A 16,094-nucleotide genomic window follows, 5' to 3' on the forward strand; every position below is an offset into this window, starting at 1 on the left:
CTGCGGACCGATAGCGCAAACGGTGTGCCAGCCTCAATCGCACGTTCGATACAGGCGCCGTATACGGGCATGACCAGGATCGGAATGCGTTGCGGCACAAGGCTCTCAGGCATGCGGACGGCTTCGGAGATTGGCCCCGCAAGCAGCGGGTCCGATGGCGTTGTCGTGTTACGTGCTACGTAACGTGTTCCCGCGGCGGCGTTACGGAAGACGACCCGCTCGCGGCGCCACGGCAGGGGCCGCCCTGCGGCCCATGTCACCGGGCATGTCACCGGGCATGTCACCGCGCATGTCACCGCGCATGTCACCGCGCGTTACGTAACGCGTAACGCAAAACACGGGGCGCGCCGCCACCGCGCGCTTCATGCGTGCGTTTGATCCATCCCCCGCAAAGCCTTGCCACGCGCGCGTTTGCGCACATCACCCCCTGCTTTGGAATGGCCTGGCCGCCGGCGGCCGGCACCACTGGCATACCGCTTGCGCAATACAGCGCAGCCACGGCACGTCATGCGGCGCCTCGCAAGAGACAGCGATCGCGAACACGTGAACCCGGGTCGGGAAAAACCACAAAGGTAAAAGGTCATGTGCACACAACAACATTCCGCGAAGCAACTGATCGTGACGGCATTGCTGGGGTCGCTGCTGGTACTGGCAGGCTGCGCCAGCGGCAGTGGTTCGACATCGATGGGCACCAGCGGCACCGGCAGTTCGGGCGGTGCCAGCAATACGGCCAACACTGGCAGCACCGGCAGCACTGGGAGCACCGGCGGCACCGACTCCGCCAACAACGGTGGCACGAACAACGGCGGCGGTGGCAGCAACAACAACGGCGGCGGCAACACCGGCGGCGGCACCGCTGCACTGACGCCCACCAGCGCCATCGTCAGCAGCGCGGGCGGCATTGTCACCGGAGTGGGCGGCACGGTCAGCGGCGTGGGCGATGCGATCAAGGACGCGAACGTGCCCGTGGTGTCATCGCAGACCAGGGATGGCCTGGCCGGCGTGGTCGGCTCGGTCGGCGATGCGGTCAGCGTGCTCGGCACCGGCGTGCAGTCGGGCCTGGGCAACATGCCCAATGCCACGAATCCGGTGGGCACCACGGTGGCAAGCACCGGTGGCGTGGTCAGCGAACTTGGTAATGCGGTCAGCAGCGCCGGCAGCGCGGTCAGCGGCCTGGGCAGCGGCCCGCTGGCACCGCTCGCGGCCGTGACGACACCGCTGGGCGGCGTGGTGTCGCAAGTGGGCGGCGCGGTGAACAACGTCGGCGGCAAGCTGGGCACCGCGCTGTCGACCGGGCCCGTGGAACAACTCACCAGCGGCGTCAGCAAGGCCATCGTGCCGCTGACGTCCACGCTGACCAGCGGCACGCAGACGCTGGGTGCGGCCACCGGCCTCGGCCAGCCGGTCAACAACCTGCTGGCGACTGTCGGCGGCGCGCTGGCTGCATCCGGTACGCAACTGACCAATACCCATACGCCGGTAGTGTCCGGCGTCGGCGGCATTGTCACGGGCACCGGCAACACGGTGGCCTCGATCGGCGGCGTGGTGAACAACCCGGCCGGGGGTGCCGTGGGCAGCCCGCTCGCACCCGTGACCGGGCTGGTCAGCGGCCTCACCGGCGGCCTGAGCAGCGCCACGGGGGGCACCGGCAGCCCGCTGGCGCCGGTCACCGGTCTGGTCAACACCCTTACCAGCGGCCTGAGCAGCGCCACCGGCGGCGGCGGCACAAGCCCGCTCGCGCCGGTCACTGGTCTGGTCAGCGGCATCACCAACGGCGTTACCGGCGGGGCGACCAGCGCCACGGGCGGCAGCGCCAGCCCGCTGGCACCGGTAACCGGTCTGGTCGCCGGCCTGACCGGCGGCAATGCACCGGCCAGCGGCACGCCCGCGTCGGGCGGCACGACGGCAGGCAGCAAGCCCGCCAACCCGCTGGCTCCGGTTACGGGGCTGGTTGGCGGGCTGGTGGGTGGGCTGACCGGCGCGCTCGGCGGCAAGCACTAGTTCTCCACAGGGCGCGACAGCGCCCGACCCGATCAAAGCGTCACGGCCACCCATGGGCGGCGGGGGAGCGGCATCCCCTCCGTCCCGTGGCACGCGACCTCATAGCCGCAATGCAGTTTTCCATCGAGGGGTAACACCATGCGACCACGCAATCGCGTTGCCGCGCTGATGCTCAGCGTCGGCGTCATCCATAGCGGCCTGTCCCACGCCGAACGGGGCCCCGTGCAGGGCGACCCCACCCAGACCCTGCCCAGCATCGCACCCAGCAAGCCGGCCCAGGCCAATGTCACCGTACAGGTGGAGCGGCCCGACTCGGCGCTGCAGAACCTGCTGGCTTCACGCCTGACGCCCCGGCATTTCCAGATCGAAGGCGCGAAGACCCTGCCGTTCGACCAGATCGCGGCGCGTTTCAGCCCGCTGGCCAATCGCGAGATCACCGTCGCCGAACTGCTGCAGGCCGCGGAGTCGGTCACGCAGATGTACAAGGACGCCGGGTATCCGCTGTCGTTTGCCTTCGTGCCGGCGCAATCGTTCGAGAATGGCAATGTGCTGATCACCGTGGTGGAAGGCTACGTGGCGAATATCACCGTGAAAGGCAAGCCGGGACCGGCCGAGGCGCGGCTGCGCAAGATTGCAGAACAGCTGAAGAAGGACCGCCCGCTGCGCCAGGAGAGCTTCGAACACTACGTCAACGTGCTGGCACAGCAGCCCGGCATGCAGGTCAACGCCACGGTGCAGCCGCCCACCACCACCGATGGCGCGTGCGACATGGTGCTGGAGGTCAGGCGCAAGCCGTTCACGTTCGGCACCGGTGTCGAATGGATGTCGCCCGGTGTACGGGCCATCGCCACGGCCACCACCAACAGCCTGACGCCGCTGGGCGAGCAACTGTCGTTCTCCACGCTGTTTCCCAAGGGGCGCGATAACGAGGAGTACTACGCCGCCACCTACGCCCAGCCGCTGGGCACCGAAGGCATGCTGGCGAAGATCACGGCCTCGCACTATCGCGGCGTGCCGCAGAACAGCACGCTGGCCCCGATCGGATTCGAGCCGCGCTACGTGAACGATTCGAAGCGGCTGGGCGGCACGCTGAGCTACCCGGTCATTCTGAACAACCGCCACGCGCTGACGCTGACCGGCGGCTTCTACGCCAACAACCAGTTCGAACGCTATACGCAGGCGGTGCAGCCCGGCGCCGGGCGTCAGGTGGAACTGTCGACCAGCGTGCGCGTGGCAAGCGCCGAGGCGGCATACCTGCAGCGCGGCACGGGCGTGACACGCAGCGCCACGCTGGGGGTGTACAAGGGTTTCGATGCCCTGGGCGCCGATCGCCAGAACAACCTCAACGACCTGAGCTTCTGGCGCACGCGCCTGCTGGTGTCGCAGGCCAGCGACCTGCCGATGGGCTTCGGCATGGCGCTGTCGGCGGCGGGGCAATACAGCGGCAACCGGCTGGCGTCGAGCGAGCAGATCAGCTTTGGCGGCCGCTTCTTCGGGCTTGGCTACCCGGCCGGCGAGATCGCCGGCGACAAGGGCTGGGGAGCATCGGCCGAACTCAACCGCCTGTTCGCGGTGGACTTCACATACCTGAAGACGCTGCAGCCGTTCCTGGCCGCCGACATGGCACGCGTGTACTCGAACAGCATCTCGCTGTCGCATCGCACGCTGCAGTCGCTCGCCATCGGCCTGCGGTTCTCGGATCGCCGCTACTACACCATGGACGTCTCGCTGGCGCAGCCCGTGGGCGACAAGCCCACCAATGCCAGCCACCGCTCGCCGCGCGTCAACCTGCTGTGGTCGTACCAGTTCGACTGAGCCGGCCGGGCGGGGGCCGGCGGCCCCGATACGTCATTCCAGCGTCATTCCCGCGCGTCAGTTCACGCGGAAGCCGATCTTCAGCGTCACCTGGAAGTGGCCGACCTTGCCGTCCGTGACATGGCCGCGTGTCTCGACCACTTCGAACCAGTCGATGTGCTTGATGGTCTCGCCAGCCTTGGCCAGTGCGTTGCGGATGGCCTGGTCGCTGCCATCGGGTGACGATCCGACGATCTCGACGAGCTTGTAGGTGTGGTCGGACATGCGTGTCTCCTTGTGTTCGCGGTCGATGCGGCGGCACAGCATGTCCCGCCGCGGCAGGATGCCTTCATCATAGGCACCAGTCAGGTCGAGTCCCAAGACGGCCCGGCAGTTCCCGAACCGGCCCCGCTGCGTTTCCAGTTGCGAAATCAGCGCATGGCCTGTTACGCTGCCTGCCCTCGCATTCCTGTCACCACCCTGTAACCTGATGTTCTCTTCCTTGCTCCAATGCAGGCGGCTCGCCACGGCGGGCATCGTCGGCCTGCTGGCAGTCGTGGGCACCGCCCAGGCCCGTACCACGTCGATGTTCGATCGCGCCTTCGATGCCCTGACCACGCCGCGCGCGCAGACCAGCCAGTTCGCCAGCGGCAGCACATACACGCTGTGCTTCGTGCCGGACGGCCCGAGCTGCCAGGACATGATCGTCGACGCCATCAACCGCACCCGTCACAAGCTGCTGATCCAGGCTTACTCGTTTACGAGCGCCCCCATTGCCAAGGCCGTGGCCGAGGCGCACCAGCGCGGCGTGGACGTGCGCGTGATCGTCGACAAGAGCCAGGCGTCCGAGCGCTATACCAGCGCCACCTTCCTCAAGAACGCGGGTATTCCCGTGGTGGTCGATACCAAACCGGCCATCGCGCACAACAAGGTGATGGTGTTCGACGACCAGGCCGTGTTCACGGGATCGTTCAACTTCACCAAGTCGGCCCAGGAACGTAACGCCGAGAACGGCATGCTGATCCGCGGCGACAGCGCCGTGGTCAAGGCATACAGCGACAACTGGCGCACACGATTCGAGAAGTCGTCGGCCTACTGATCCACGCCCCGTGGCGTGCCGCTCCGGCACGGTTACAAAATGAAAGGGGCGCCATGTGAGCGGCGCCTCTCTTTGCTTCGCTCTCCACACGAATAGGGGCAGAACTGCCCGCTGTTCCTGCCACCCCCCGGTCGCCTCCCGCAGGAAGATCAGTCAAACGCTGACAGACGCCCCGTGTGCAGTGGTGTGTACTTCAGGTACGTATCCCGAGGATGCGCGACCGGCCATCGTCCAGGCCTGCGTACCCGCCCTGAACCTGCCTCTCGGCCTGCAATTCCTGCATCTGGTACCCGTCGCGCCATCCCGTCAACCTGGCAGGAGGAAGCGATGCAAACACAAACCGCTACGATCAATCGACAGGTACGCGTCTGGTGCGCAATCGGTGCCGCTGCGGCGGCGTTGGGCATGTCGGTGTCCGCTCATGCGGACATGAAGACGTCCACGGCCGGCCCTTTCACCTATGTGTGCGGCGGCGTGGCCGCAGACGAGCAGGCCGAGATGCGCAGCGAGGCGTCTCAGTACGACATGGGCCTGTTGTTCACGCAGGGTGGCCGCGGCGAATTTCTGTCGGACGTCAACGTGAAGCTCATGCGCAATGGCCAGCAAGTGGCCGAATTCACATCCACAGGCCCACGATGCCTGATCAAGGGGCCGCGCGCCTCGTATCAGGTCGTGGCCACTTATGAGGGCACATCCAAGCGCACGACGCTGAGCCCTGGAGAAAAGAATGTGCAGATGCGCTGGTAAGCAGCGCGGCTGAGCAGTCAGTCAAGCAGTCCTGTGCCGCGCTTCACAAGCGCGGCCGCCATGCCGGCTACCCCTCCCGCGGGTGCCGGCATTTTTTTTTGCCGGTCGGCTACCGGCCAGCGGCGCTGCACGATCGGCGCGGCGGTGGCACACTTGGCGGTCTCCTGTGGATCCCTCCGGATTCCGCAAATCAGGCGCCGCCGGCGTCCGCCCCGACAAACCCTGGAGTCTTCCCAACATGAACACCACGCCCAACAGCCGCTGGATTCGTATCGACACCGCCAACGGCAGCTTCGACGCCTACCTGAGCCTGCCGCCCGGCGGCAAGACCGCCGGCAACCCCGGCATCGTGCTGGTACAGGAAATCTTCGGCGTCAACGAACATATCCGGAGCGTGGCCGACCAGTACGCCGCCGACGGCTACGTGGTGCTGTCCCCGGATGTCTTCTGGCGTTCGGCGCCGCGCGTGGAGCTGGGCTACAGCGGCCAGGACTGGGAGCGCGCCATGGAACTGCGCAAGGCCGTGAACCTGGAAGATACCGTGTCGGACGTTGCCGCCACGGTGGAAGCGCTGCGCAAGGAAATTGGCGAAGGCGGCAAGGTTGCCGCGGTGGGCTACTGCTTTGGCGGCCTGGTGTCGTACATGGCCGCGGCGCGCGGCCTGGTGGATGCCGCAGTGCCCTACTACGGCGGCGGCATCCAGAACAACCTGCACGAGGCAGCGGCCATCAACGTGCCGGTGCAGTTCCACTACGGCGCGCTGGATGCCCATATCAAGCCCGAAGACGTGGAAAAGGTGCGCCAGGCCGTGGCCGGCAAGCGCGGCACCGAGGTCTTTGTCTACGACCAGGCCGACCACGGCTTCAACTGCTGGGCGCGCGAGTCGTATCACCAGCGCTCGGCGGCGCTGGCGCATGGCCGCGCACTGACGTTCCTGGCTAACGCGCTGTCGTAAGACGGCAAGACGGCCGAAAGAAAGCCCGGCCTGGCGCCGGGCTTTCTCGTTCTGGCAAGGAGCTCAGTAGGGCACGGCCGTGCCGTTCTGCACCTTGACGCGATCACCAATGCGCAGGTTGTACGGGCTGGCCTGCGTCAGCGTCATATAGGCGTTGTCGTTGGTACGCACCCGCACGCGGAACGCCGCCGGCGTGGTGTTCGTGCGCTTTTCCACCTCGTTGCCGGCCAGTGCACCGGCCACAGCGCCACCGATGGTAGCCACGGTGTTGCCGCGTCCGCCGCCAATCTGGTGGCCCAGCAGGCCGCCCGCCACCCCGCCAAGCACGGCGCCCACGCCGCTGGCGTTGGCCGGCTGCCCGCCCACCTGTTCGATCGATTCCACCCAGCCATAGCGCACCGTGTACGGGTCGTTGTTGCCCGCGTTGTTGCCATAGGTGCCGTCGTAGCTGCCCTGGGCCTGCTGCGGATAACCATACTGGTCATAGGCCGGCTGCTGGGATTGTTGCGGGTAGGATTGCTGCGGGTACGATTGCTGGGGATAGGGCTGTTGCTGATAGGCCTGCTGCGGATAGGCTGGCGTGCCGCTGATCTGTGTGCCCGATGTGCCGTAGCCGGCGCCATTGCCATAGCCCGATCCATACCCTGCCCCGTATCCGGCATTGCCGTAGGCGCCCTGGTAGCCAGCGGTCTGGTAGCCGGTCTGGTACCCCGTACCATAGCCATCGCCATAGCCGGCGCCGTAAGGGGCGGCACAGCCCGCCAGCGCCAGCGTACCGGCAGCCAGGGCGGCCAGTGCTAGCGTGCGGGCGGCCGGGCGAATCGTGATGGACATGATGGGTGCTCCTGCGACAGTGCGCGTGTTGATATTGCGCGGGAGTCTAGTGCCCCGCCATGTCGGCAGGTGTCACCGGAGATTGTGATGGGTAACCGCCTGTAACGCGGCATGTCCGGCGGCATGTCATGCGGCTGGCGAACCGTGCAAACGGCAGGGCTCAGGCGCGCTCCGACTCGTCGTCGTTGAAGGCCGTGATGCGGGCCACGCGGAACGCCCCGCGCAGCGATTCCAGCTCGGCCCGGTGCAGCGCTGCCAGGCGGTTCAGGCAGCGCTCGCCCTTTGCCAGCAGGTGGATCTGCACCACGCGCCGGTCATCGGGATTGGTCCGGCGCGTGACCAGACCGGCCGCCTCGCAGCGGTTGACCAGCGCCACCACGCCATGCTGCTTGGCCTGCAGCCGCTCGGCCAGTTCGCCCACCGAGGCCCAGTTTTTCTCCCGGCTGCCCCGGATGTGGAGCATCAGCAGGTATTGCTGTACGGTCACGCCTTCGGACTGCGCGGCATCCTCCGAAAACCGCAGGAACCGGCGCAGCTGGTACCGGAAATCGGACAGCGCCTCGAAGTCATGCTTGCTCAGTGCGGTGGCATCGTTCGAAGACTTCGCGGAAGCGGTCGGGCGTGGCATGGGCGGGGATGGGCTGCGCGGGCGGTATCGGACAAGGCGCCCATTATATGGGGTGCCAAGGCTCTACCCGGTGCGCTGACACGCATTCCGCCCCCATTTTCCACGGGGGCGAGGCAGCGGGGTATGGCAGAATCTGTGCGGTCGTCGACACCCTGTCGCCCTCTAACGTATTCAAGGGAAATCCGCCCGATGTTCACGGAAATCATCCTCTTCCTGCTAGATACCGTCTTTACGCTCTTCGGCATGGCCCTGTTGCTGCGCCTGTGGATGCAACTGACCCGGCTGCCGTCGCGCAACCCGGTGTCGCAGGGGGTGTTCCAGGTCACCGACTGGCTGGTGCGCCCGTTGCGCCGCATCATTCCGGGCATCGGTGGCATCGACTGGGCCACCGTGCTGGCCGCCTACCTGACCGCCGTCGCCTTCCTGGTCTGCCGTGCGCTGGTGCTCGATGCCGATCCGCTGGCCTTCCTGCCCGTGATCCTGGCCCTGGCCGTGCTGAACCTGCTGAAATGGGGCATCAGCATGATCATGTGGGTCACGCTGCTCATGGCGGTGCTGTCGTGGGTCAACCCGCAGTCGCCGCTGGCCGGCCCGATCTGGCACCTTACCGCGCCGCTGCTGCGTCCCATCCAGCGCGTGATGCCGCGCCTGGGCGGATTCGACATGTCGCCGCTGGTGCTGTTCGTGATTGCGCAGATTTTGCTGATGCTGATTGCTGGCGTAAGCCGCGGCGTGGTGTAAGCAACCACTCACCTTGTATCGACGGCCGGTGGCGGGGGCGCCACCGTATCACAAAATACATCCCTAGGGTTAACCCCTAATGTCCAGACAGCTGGACAGTCTGTCGAGGATTTACCCTTTTTCCGGTGCGTGCCGGAGCCTACATTACAGCCACCGCGGGCCCGCCCGCGATCTCTGCCAATAAGTAGGAACCGCACAACCATGAAGACCCTCGCCCTCTCCCTGCTCTGCGCCATCGGCCTGTCGGCTGGCGCCACCGCCGCCCAGGCTGCACAACCCCTGTCGGACCTGGCACGCCTGGACGGCAGCATCGGCCGCAAGATCGACCCGTACCTGGACGGCGCCCGTGGCGTGACCGAAAAGCGTGACGTGTACTCGGAAGGCGCCCGTGGCGTGACCGACAAGCGCGACGTGTACTCGGAAGGCGCCCGTGGCGTGACCGACAAGCGCGACGTGTACAGCGAAGGCGCTTAAGGCTTTCCAGCCGTACCGGCTTCGCCTTTCCCCTGGGCGAAGCAGGCCCGGGGAGCGCTCCCCCCGAGTTCCGCCGGGCCACCTTCAGTCCCCCATCCGCCCAAGTTACTGCCCCAGCGCGTCAAGCTCCTCCCCCATCATCGACTCGATGGCTTCCATGAAGGCCCGCACCTTGCGCGGCTGGAGCCGCCGGTCAGGCAGCAAGGCAAACACCCTCAGCGGTGGCAACGGGTAATCCGGCATCACCCGCACCAGCCTGCCCTGCGCGATTTCCGTTTCCGCAGCCGTCATCGGCACCCGGGCAATGCCCAGCCCCGCCAGCGCGGCCTGCATGCGCAGTTCGGCGTTATACGTCTGCATGCGCGGCCGGATCGGCACCGGAATCCGCCGGCCATCGCGCGAAAATTCCCAGACCGACGCACCGGGCGTAGCCAGCGTGGGCATGTTGGACAGGTCTTCGGGCTGCATCTGCGCCGGCAGGCTGGCCGCCAGGCTGGGCGCCGCCACCAGGCCGCGCTCCACATTCCAGATGCGTCGCGCGATGGTGCCGGAGTCGGGCAGATCGGTATCCACGGTCACGAAGGCAATGTCATAGCCTTCCCGGATCGGATCGACCAGTCCCTGCGCGATTTCCACAGTGATGTCTAGCGCCGGATGGGCCGCCAGCGTGCGGCAGATCACGCCGCCCAGCTGCTGCGCCCCGAATTCGTAGGGCGTGGCAATGCGCAGCATGCCCTGCACGCGCTCCTCGCGCGCCAGCGTTTCCTGGCGGATTTCACGCAGCCTGGCAAACAGCGGCGCCACGTCGCGATAGACGGCGCCCCCGGCATCGGTCAGCCGCATGCGGCGTGTGGTGCGTTCCAGCAGCTTGGCGCCAATCGCGGTTTCCAGCCGGATCACCGCCGCCGAGACGCGCGATTTCGGACAGTCCAGGGCCGCGGCTGCCGCCGTGAACGTGCCCTGCTCCACCACACTGCAAAATGCCTCCCAATCATTCCACTGGATTGTCTCGCTCACCGAACCCATTCCCTTGTATGACACTGTTGTCGTGGCCGCCCGTCACGGTCGCCTTGTCGACGGCGTCTGTCGCGCCGGGCGGACGCACATTATGCGATAGACAGATTCGTCTCGTCCGGGCCGCCGATAGTTCCGCCGGGCGTGCGGCGCTGCGGTAAAGGTTGCTCCGGACTGGCAAAGCAGGCACATTTCCTCTACCCTTTCGGCCTTTCCGAGCCTTTCCGAACTCTCTCAGACCCATGGCGCATCCTGCCGATTCCGCTACGTCCCGTGCGCCGGTTGCCGGTACGACCGAAAAGCCGAGCGACAGCTATGTGCAGTCATTTGCGCGTGGCCTGTCGGTCATCCGCGCGTTCGACGCCAGCCATCCGGCCCAGACGCTGACCGAAATCGCCCAGGCCAGCGGCCTGACCCGTGCCGGCGCCCGGCGCATCCTGCTGACGCTGGTGGGGCTGGGCTATGTGCAGAACGACGGCCGGCTGTTCCGCCTGACGCCGAAAATCCTGGATCTCGGGTTCGCCTACCTGACCTCGATGCCGTTCTGGAACCTGGCCGAGCCGGTCATGGAGGCGCTGTCGCAATCCGTCCACGAAAGCTGCTCGATATCGGTGCTCGACGGCACCGAAATCGTCTATGTGCTACGCGTGCCGGCCCGCAAGATCATGACGATCAACCTGTCGATCGGCAGCCGGTTGCCGGCCTACTGCTCGTCGATGGGCCGCGTGCTGCTGTCCGGGCTCGACGATGCCGAACTCGAACGCGTGCTGCGTGCGTCGGACCTGCAACCGCGGACCCGCCGCACCGTCACCGATATCGCCGCGCTGAAATCGCTGATCGCCGATATCCGCAGCCGCGGCTGGGCCCAGAACGACCAGGAACTGGAAGAAGGCCTGGTTTCGCTGGCCGCCCCGATCCGCAACCGCGCCGGGCAGGTCATCGCCGCGTTGAATATCAGCGGACAGGCCAATCGGACCAGCGCCCAGGAAATGTCCGACCAGTTCCTGCCCCCGCTGCTTGAAGCCGCCGAGAAGATCTCGGCGATGGTCAGCCTGCGGACCTGACCCGCCGCTTCCCGGATCAGGGTTCGCTTCCTTTCCAGCGCACCGGGCATTCCCGATGCCGCCCCTGCATTTCCACATCTTGTTGCCCTTCCAAACCCGATTGGCTTTCTGCCATTCGGGCCGGGCGCGCTCGCCTTGCCGCACGCATCGGATTTTCCGGTCAGCCATAGCGAAATAACTTGTTTCGGCGATAAGGCGCACTACGATTACGCTCAACGGCTACGACACCTATAAGAAGGCGGCCGATTCCCGGCTGCCCGCGAGGAGACAAAATGGCCAGGAAACCCACAAGAGGCGAAATCGATCAACGGCGTCGCGGCGTGCTGAAGGGCGGCGCTGCCCTGACGCTGCACGCGTCGCTCGGATTTACCGCCACGCGCGCGTTTGGCGCGGCCACTACCACGGAGATGCCGTTCGAAAACGGCCATCGGGAACTGGTGGCATTTCCGCAAAAACGGCCACTGATCCTGCTGACCAATCGGCCGCCGCAACTCGAAACCCCATTCGAGGTATTTGGCGAGAATGTGATTACGCCAAATGACGCGTTTTTCGTCCGTTATCACTGGAGCGGTATTCCCACGTCGATTGACGCGTCGACCTTCCGCCTGAAGATCGACGGCCATGTGTCGCGCCCCGTGTCATTGAGCCTGCAGGAACTGCGCAGGCTTGGCGACCCCGTGGAAATCGTCGCGGTCAACCAGTGTTCCGGAAATGGCCGCGGCTATTTCTCGCCGCGCGTCAATGGCGGCCAGTTGGGAAATGGCGCGATGGGCAATGCGCGCTGGACCGGCATTCCCCTGAAAACCGTGCTGGAAAAGGCCGGCATCAAGACCGGCGCCGTGCAGGTCAGCTTCGACGGACTGGACCGCCCGCCGCTTGAAAATGGCCCGGACTTCGTCAAGGCGCTGTCAATGGACCACGCCATGGATGGCGAGGTCATGCTGGCCTGGGCCATGAACGGCAAGGACCTGCCGATGCTCAACGGTTATCCGCTGCGCCTGGTGGTACCGGGTCACTACGGTACCTACTGGGTCAAGCACCTGTCGCATATCGAAGTGCTGGACAAGCCTTTCGAGGGCTTCTGGATGAATCCCGCCTATCGTATTCCGGCCAACGACTGCGCCTGCGTGGCACCGGGCACCGCGCCCACCAGCACCGTGCCCATTGGCCGGTTCAATGTGCGGTCGTTTATCACCAGCCATATGCCGGGCAGCTTTATCAGATCCGGGCAGCCGGCCGTGGTCAAGGGTATTGCATTCGACGGCGGCCATGGCATCGCCGATGTCGCCTTTTCGGAAGATGGCGGCGCCACCTGGCGCCCCGCCGAACTGGGCAAGGACCTGGGCCGCTATTCGTTCCGCGAGTGGAGCATCGCGTTTCGTCCGCAAAGAAAAGGGGAATTCGATTTGCGGGTGCGCGCCCGAACCCGCTCGGGAGAAATCCAGCCACTGACCGCAAGCTGGAACCCTGCGGGATATATGCGGAACGTCGTGGAATCCACGCGCGTCCTGGTGGTTTGAGATGGGGCCAATCATGAAACAGCACCGCACCTTCATGCTGGCTATTGCCTGCGCACTGGGCGCCATGTCTGGCGCATCGAATGCCCGCCCGCTGGAAATCAAGCTGCCGCAGGAAACGGCCAGCTACAAACCCAGCACACTGCCCGGCTATAACCTCACGCAGCAGAATTGCATGATCTGCCATTCGGCACAGTACGTGTCGACGCAGCCATCGACCTCGACCCGCGCGTACTGGGACGCCACCGTCAAGAAAATGAAAAAGCCATTCGGCGCACCGCTCAAGGACGAGGATATTCCCGCCATCGTCGATTATCTGGTGAAGACGTACGGCGCGGAGCAGCCGCTGACGAATGCAGCGGTGAGCAAGTAATGGATGCAAGGGCGGGTATCTTTCCGCCCTTTTCCCATCTTTTTCAGCGCGGCCCCGTCCTCGGCTCCCACGACACCGCCACGTCGCCCTTGATGAACGTCTGGCATGCCATGCGATAGCCGGCACGCAGGTCGTCGTCGTTCAGGTGCTTGCGCTCCTTGGGCTTGACGGCGTCGGTGTGTTCCAGGCCCTGCTCGATCCGGCATTTGCAGGTGCCGCAGATGCCGCCGCCGCACTTGAACGGAATGCCGCCCTGCTCGCGCAGCGATACGCGTAGCAGATTGCTGTTTTCCGGGGCGGTCACGGTCTTGCCGCTGTTGGTCACGAACGTGATTTCGACGGTGCGCGTCTGCGGCGCGGCGCCGCTGTCGGTTTCGGTGTCTTCGGTCACGGTGGCATCGGCTTCGGTGTCGGCCCGCATCATTGTTTCCTTATCGAGAGATCCATGCTGCCGAAGTGCGCCAGCTTCTGCAGCGCGTCGTGGGCAGCGTCGAGCGTGTCAAAGCGCTCCAGGAATTTGGTCGGCACGTGGTTGATCACGGGGTCGGTGTCGGGCGCGGTCGATTCCTCGATCACGCGCACCTTCACTGGCTGTTGCGTTTCCATCAGTTCGGCAATCACGAAAATCGCCTTGGGCCGCCCGTAGAACAGGTATTCCCATGTCTCGCGCGGCTCCACGCCGGGCACGGCCTCGGTGCGGAACTGGCCCGGCTTGCTGGTCAGGATCACGAACATGTCGCGGGCGCCATCTCGGGCTGTTCGAGTTCGATGTCATGCGTCAGCCAGATCTGGCAGGCGAGCCGGAAACCCTGGTCCAGCCGCTCGCCAAGCTGCTTTTTCTCTTTCCAGTTGGGCGGCGGCAGGTGCTCGGCGCCGGCCAGCACCTTGCACGCACACTTCGAGCACTTGCCCATGCCGCATTCGTAGCGCAGGTTCGGATACGGAAACTGCTTGATGCCGGCGCGCACGACGAGATTGGTTTCAGGCTTGACCTCGTCGACGAATACCTGGCCGTTCTTATGGAAGGTGACTTTCGGCATAACAATTTCTTTAATCTGGAAAGCGTTCGGGAGACTTGCTCAGCGCCACAGGAACATGGCGCAGATCGTGGAGACGAACAGTCCGGCCAGCACTGGCAACAGCAGCGCCCGCACCGCATCGAGCACCGGCACGCGGGCAAACCCGGCCACGGCAATCAGCGACGACCAGGCGATCAGCGTGCCGCCACCGGTCCACACCGCACCCATCTGGCCCACGGCGGCGAGCGTGGCGGAATCGAAACCCACCACCGGGCCCAGCGCACCGGCCAGCGTGCCGGTCAGCGGCAGGCCGGCAAAGCCCGATCCGTCGATACCGGTAATCATCCCCACCAGCAGCACGCCGAACGCCACCAGCACGTGGTTGTCCGGGATCATGTGCTGATAGGCCTGGATCAGTTCGAACAGCAGGCTCGGCGCCTTGCCGGCATCCACGCCCAGAATCTGCGCGGCCGTTTCGCCGGCACCCACGAAGAAGAAGCCGGCGATCGGCAGCACCGACCCCATGGCCTTGAACGCGAACACGAAGCCATCGGTGATGTGGTCGGGGCACACGTCGAGCATGCGGCGCGGGCCTTCGGCGGCCAGTGTCGCCAGCATCATCAGCAGCGCTGCCACACCGCCCACCAGTGCGGCGGCGGCCCCACCCTTCAGGTCGGGCATGCCCGACGAGATCTTCGGCATCACCATCAACGTCACCACGCAGATGAACGCCAGCGGCGTCAGCACGGCGAAGAACTTGGACCACTTCACGCGGCGGCGCGCCACCATGGCAAGGCTTTGCTCGATGTTTGCATCGGTGACCAGCGGCTCTTCATGCGACGTGCCACGTGCAATCTCGGCCTTGTCGAACGTGCCGGTGGCCTCGACGGCGGTGTCCGCGCCCGTGGCGCGTGCCTGCCAGCGATCCAGCAGCGCACCGCTGGCCGGCACGATATGGCGGCGCATCGACAGATAGGCCAGCGACAGCGCAATGCCGCCGGTGATGATCGACAGGATCAGCGCCCGATCCGCCACCACCGCGGCACTGACCGCCGCGCCGGCCGCCTTGGCGCTGATGCCCGGCGCCACGCCGATCACGTAGTCCGACGACAGCGCCATGCCCTGACCGGCGATGGCAATTGCCATGGCCCCGGCCAGCGGCGGCAGGCCGGCGGCAATGGCAGCCGGCAGCAGGATGGCCGACACCAGCGGCACGGCCGGCGTGGGCCAGAAGAACAGCGAGATCACATAGGTGATGCCGGCCAGGATGAAGTAGGCGCTGTGACCGTTCTTCATGACCACCCGGAACGGCTCGACCATGCGGATATCGGATCGCAGTGTCTTCAGCGCGTTGAGCAGCGCCGTCATGAACGCGATCACCAGGAAGATGTTGAACAGTTCCTTGGCCGCCACCAGGCTGGCCGAGAAGATGCCCCCCAGCGCACTGATCGGGCTGCCCGTGATGGCAAGGATCACGAGGAAGGTGCCGAGAATGGATGGCACCACGACATTGGCCCGCAGGATCATGGTCAACACGATCACTGCCACGCCTAGCAGATACACCCAATGTGCCAGGCCAATCTGAACAGCTTGTTGCATGAGGCTCCCCTTTTCCTGGAGGCCCTTGTGGGGGCGGTATAAGAATTCTGTGGTGTGACTGTTTTTGTATACTATATCCCGTAGTCGATCGGAAACAAGCGAAAACTGCGCGACCTAGGGAAATCACCCGATCGGTGCCGGAACTCGCGCCAGCGCACGGTTTCCGCGCATCTCGCACCACATCGGACAGTCCACTTTCCCGGGGAAAACCCTCTGGATTTTTTTGAAACACTGT

The 16,094-nt window shown here is 65.5% G+C and carries 18 protein-coding genes; 10 read left to right on the forward strand and 8 right to left on the reverse strand.

The window, feature by feature from the left end; all coding sequences use genetic code 11:
* Positions 1 to 582: 582 nt before the first annotated feature.
* Both A9J21_RS29985 and A9J21_RS29990 read left to right on the forward strand, forming a co-directional pair.
* Positions 583 to 2,001 (forward strand): collagen-like triple helix repeat-containing protein, encoded by a 1,419-nt coding sequence (locus A9J21_RS29985; RefSeq protein ID WP_066742733.1) that lies wholly within the window; start codon positions 583 to 585, stop codon positions 1,999 to 2,001.
* A gap of 138 nt (positions 2,002 to 2,139) precedes the next feature.
* Positions 2,140 to 3,816 carry a ShlB/FhaC/HecB family hemolysin secretion/activation protein gene (locus A9J21_RS29990; protein WP_066742734.1) on the forward strand — a complete coding sequence of 559 codons (1,677 nt, stop codon included), beginning with the start codon at positions 2,140 to 2,142 and terminating at the stop codon, positions 3,814 to 3,816.
* A 57-nt stretch (positions 3,817 to 3,873) separates the two neighbouring features.
* Here the strand turns inward: A9J21_RS29990 and A9J21_RS29995 are convergent, their stop codons facing one another.
* A complete protein-coding gene (locus A9J21_RS29995; RefSeq protein ID WP_066742827.1) occupies positions 3,874 to 4,080 on the reverse strand; it encodes a dodecin in 207 nt (68 codons plus the stop codon).
* A gap of 205 nt (positions 4,081 to 4,285) precedes the next feature.
* Between A9J21_RS29995 and A9J21_RS30000 the strand changes: the two genes are divergently transcribed.
* From A9J21_RS30000 to A9J21_RS30010, 3 genes are all read left to right on the forward strand, one after another.
* Positions 4,286 to 4,894, forward strand: a complete 609-nt coding sequence (locus tag A9J21_RS30000; RefSeq protein ID WP_082926701.1) for a phospholipase D family protein — start codon at positions 4,286 to 4,288, stop codon at positions 4,892 to 4,894.
* Between the two features lie 327 nt (positions 4,895 to 5,221).
* Positions 5,222 to 5,641 carry a hypothetical protein gene (locus A9J21_RS30005; RefSeq protein WP_066742736.1) on the forward strand — a complete coding sequence of 140 codons (420 nt, stop codon included), beginning with the start codon at positions 5,222 to 5,224 and terminating at the stop codon, positions 5,639 to 5,641.
* Positions 5,642 to 5,879: 238 nt separating this feature from the next.
* A complete protein-coding gene (locus A9J21_RS30010) occupies positions 5,880 to 6,596 on the forward strand; it encodes a dienelactone hydrolase family protein (protein WP_066742738.1) in 717 nt (238 codons plus the stop codon).
* Between the two features lie 63 nt (positions 6,597 to 6,659).
* Here A9J21_RS30010 and A9J21_RS30015 read toward each other — a convergent pair whose 3' ends face one another.
* Both A9J21_RS30015 and A9J21_RS30020 read right to left on the reverse strand, forming a co-directional pair.
* Complete coding sequence (locus A9J21_RS30015; RefSeq protein ID WP_066742740.1) at positions 6,660 to 7,430, reverse strand: glycine zipper 2TM domain-containing protein; 771 nt, start codon at positions 7,428 to 7,430, stop codon at positions 6,660 to 6,662.
* Positions 7,431 to 7,590: 160 nt separating this feature from the next.
* Entirely contained in the window at positions 7,591 to 8,058 is a 468-nt protein-coding gene (locus A9J21_RS30020; RefSeq protein WP_066742742.1) for a MarR family winged helix-turn-helix transcriptional regulator, read from the reverse strand.
* A 189-nt stretch (positions 8,059 to 8,247) separates the two neighbouring features.
* Here A9J21_RS30020 and A9J21_RS30025 point away from each other — a divergent pair, with 189 nt between their 5' ends.
* The gene (locus tag A9J21_RS30025) at positions 8,248 to 8,799 is read left to right on the forward strand and encodes a YggT family protein (protein WP_066742746.1); all 552 of its coding nucleotides are present in this window, start codon (positions 8,248 to 8,250) and stop codon (positions 8,797 to 8,799) included.
* 201 nt (positions 8,800 to 9,000) lie between these two features.
* On the forward strand, positions 9,001 to 9,273 hold the full coding sequence (locus A9J21_RS30030; protein ID WP_066742749.1) for a hypothetical protein: 273 nt from the start codon (positions 9,001 to 9,003) through the stop codon (positions 9,271 to 9,273).
* 105 nt (positions 9,274 to 9,378) lie between these two features.
* On the opposite strand, the gene A9J21_RS30035 is transcribed toward A9J21_RS30030, so the two are convergent.
* Positions 9,379 to 10,290 carry a LysR family transcriptional regulator gene (locus A9J21_RS30035; protein WP_066742835.1) on the reverse strand — a complete coding sequence of 304 codons (912 nt, stop codon included), beginning with the start codon at positions 10,288 to 10,290 and terminating at the stop codon, positions 9,379 to 9,381.
* A gap of 239 nt (positions 10,291 to 10,529) precedes the next feature.
* Between A9J21_RS30035 and A9J21_RS30040 the strand changes: the two genes are divergently transcribed.
* The 3 genes from A9J21_RS30040 (at position 10,530) to A9J21_RS30050 (ending at position 13,241) form a co-directional block, all read left to right on the forward strand.
* Positions 10,530 to 11,351: an IclR family transcriptional regulator gene (locus A9J21_RS30040; protein WP_066742752.1), complete on the forward strand. Its 822-nt coding sequence runs from the start codon at positions 10,530 to 10,532 to the stop codon at positions 11,349 to 11,351.
* A 272-nt stretch (positions 11,352 to 11,623) separates the two neighbouring features.
* The gene (locus A9J21_RS30045; protein WP_066742754.1) at positions 11,624 to 12,871 is read left to right on the forward strand and encodes a molybdopterin-dependent oxidoreductase; all 1,248 of its coding nucleotides are present in this window, start codon (positions 11,624 to 11,626) and stop codon (positions 12,869 to 12,871) included.
* Positions 12,872 to 12,884: 13 nt separating this feature from the next.
* The gene (locus A9J21_RS30050) at positions 12,885 to 13,241 is read left to right on the forward strand and encodes a cytochrome c (protein WP_231907087.1); all 357 of its coding nucleotides are present in this window, start codon (positions 12,885 to 12,887) and stop codon (positions 13,239 to 13,241) included.
* A gap of 43 nt (positions 13,242 to 13,284) precedes the next feature.
* Here A9J21_RS30050 and A9J21_RS30055 read toward each other — a convergent pair whose 3' ends face one another.
* Genes A9J21_RS30055 through A9J21_RS30070 form a run of 4 tightly spaced genes read right to left on the reverse strand, consistent with a single transcriptional unit; the run spans position 13,285 to position 15,859 of the window.
* Entirely contained in the window at positions 13,285 to 13,665 is a 381-nt protein-coding gene (locus A9J21_RS30055; RefSeq protein WP_231907088.1) for a 2Fe-2S iron-sulfur cluster-binding protein, read from the reverse strand.
* Positions 13,662 to 13,976 (reverse strand): ferredoxin, encoded by a 315-nt coding sequence (locus A9J21_RS30060; RefSeq protein WP_066742760.1) that lies wholly within the window; start codon positions 13,974 to 13,976, stop codon positions 13,662 to 13,664. Before A9J21_RS30060 ends, A9J21_RS30055 begins: the two co-directional genes overlap by 4 nt.
* A complete protein-coding gene (locus tag A9J21_RS30065) occupies positions 13,967 to 14,281 on the reverse strand; it encodes a 2Fe-2S iron-sulfur cluster binding domain-containing protein (protein ID WP_066742763.1) in 315 nt (104 codons plus the stop codon). The genes A9J21_RS30060 and A9J21_RS30065 overlap by 10 nt, the downstream gene beginning before the upstream one ends.
* Before the next feature lie 39 nt (positions 14,282 to 14,320).
* Positions 14,321 to 15,859 carry a hypothetical protein gene (locus tag A9J21_RS30070; protein ID WP_066742766.1) on the reverse strand — a complete coding sequence of 513 codons (1,539 nt, stop codon included), beginning with the start codon at positions 15,857 to 15,859 and terminating at the stop codon, positions 14,321 to 14,323.
* Between the last annotated feature and the right edge of the window lie 235 nt (positions 15,860 to 16,094).

The organism is Cupriavidus sp. D384 (genome assembly GCF_001652915.1).
Lineage (GTDB): Bacteria > Pseudomonadota > Gammaproteobacteria > Burkholderiales > Burkholderiaceae > Cupriavidus.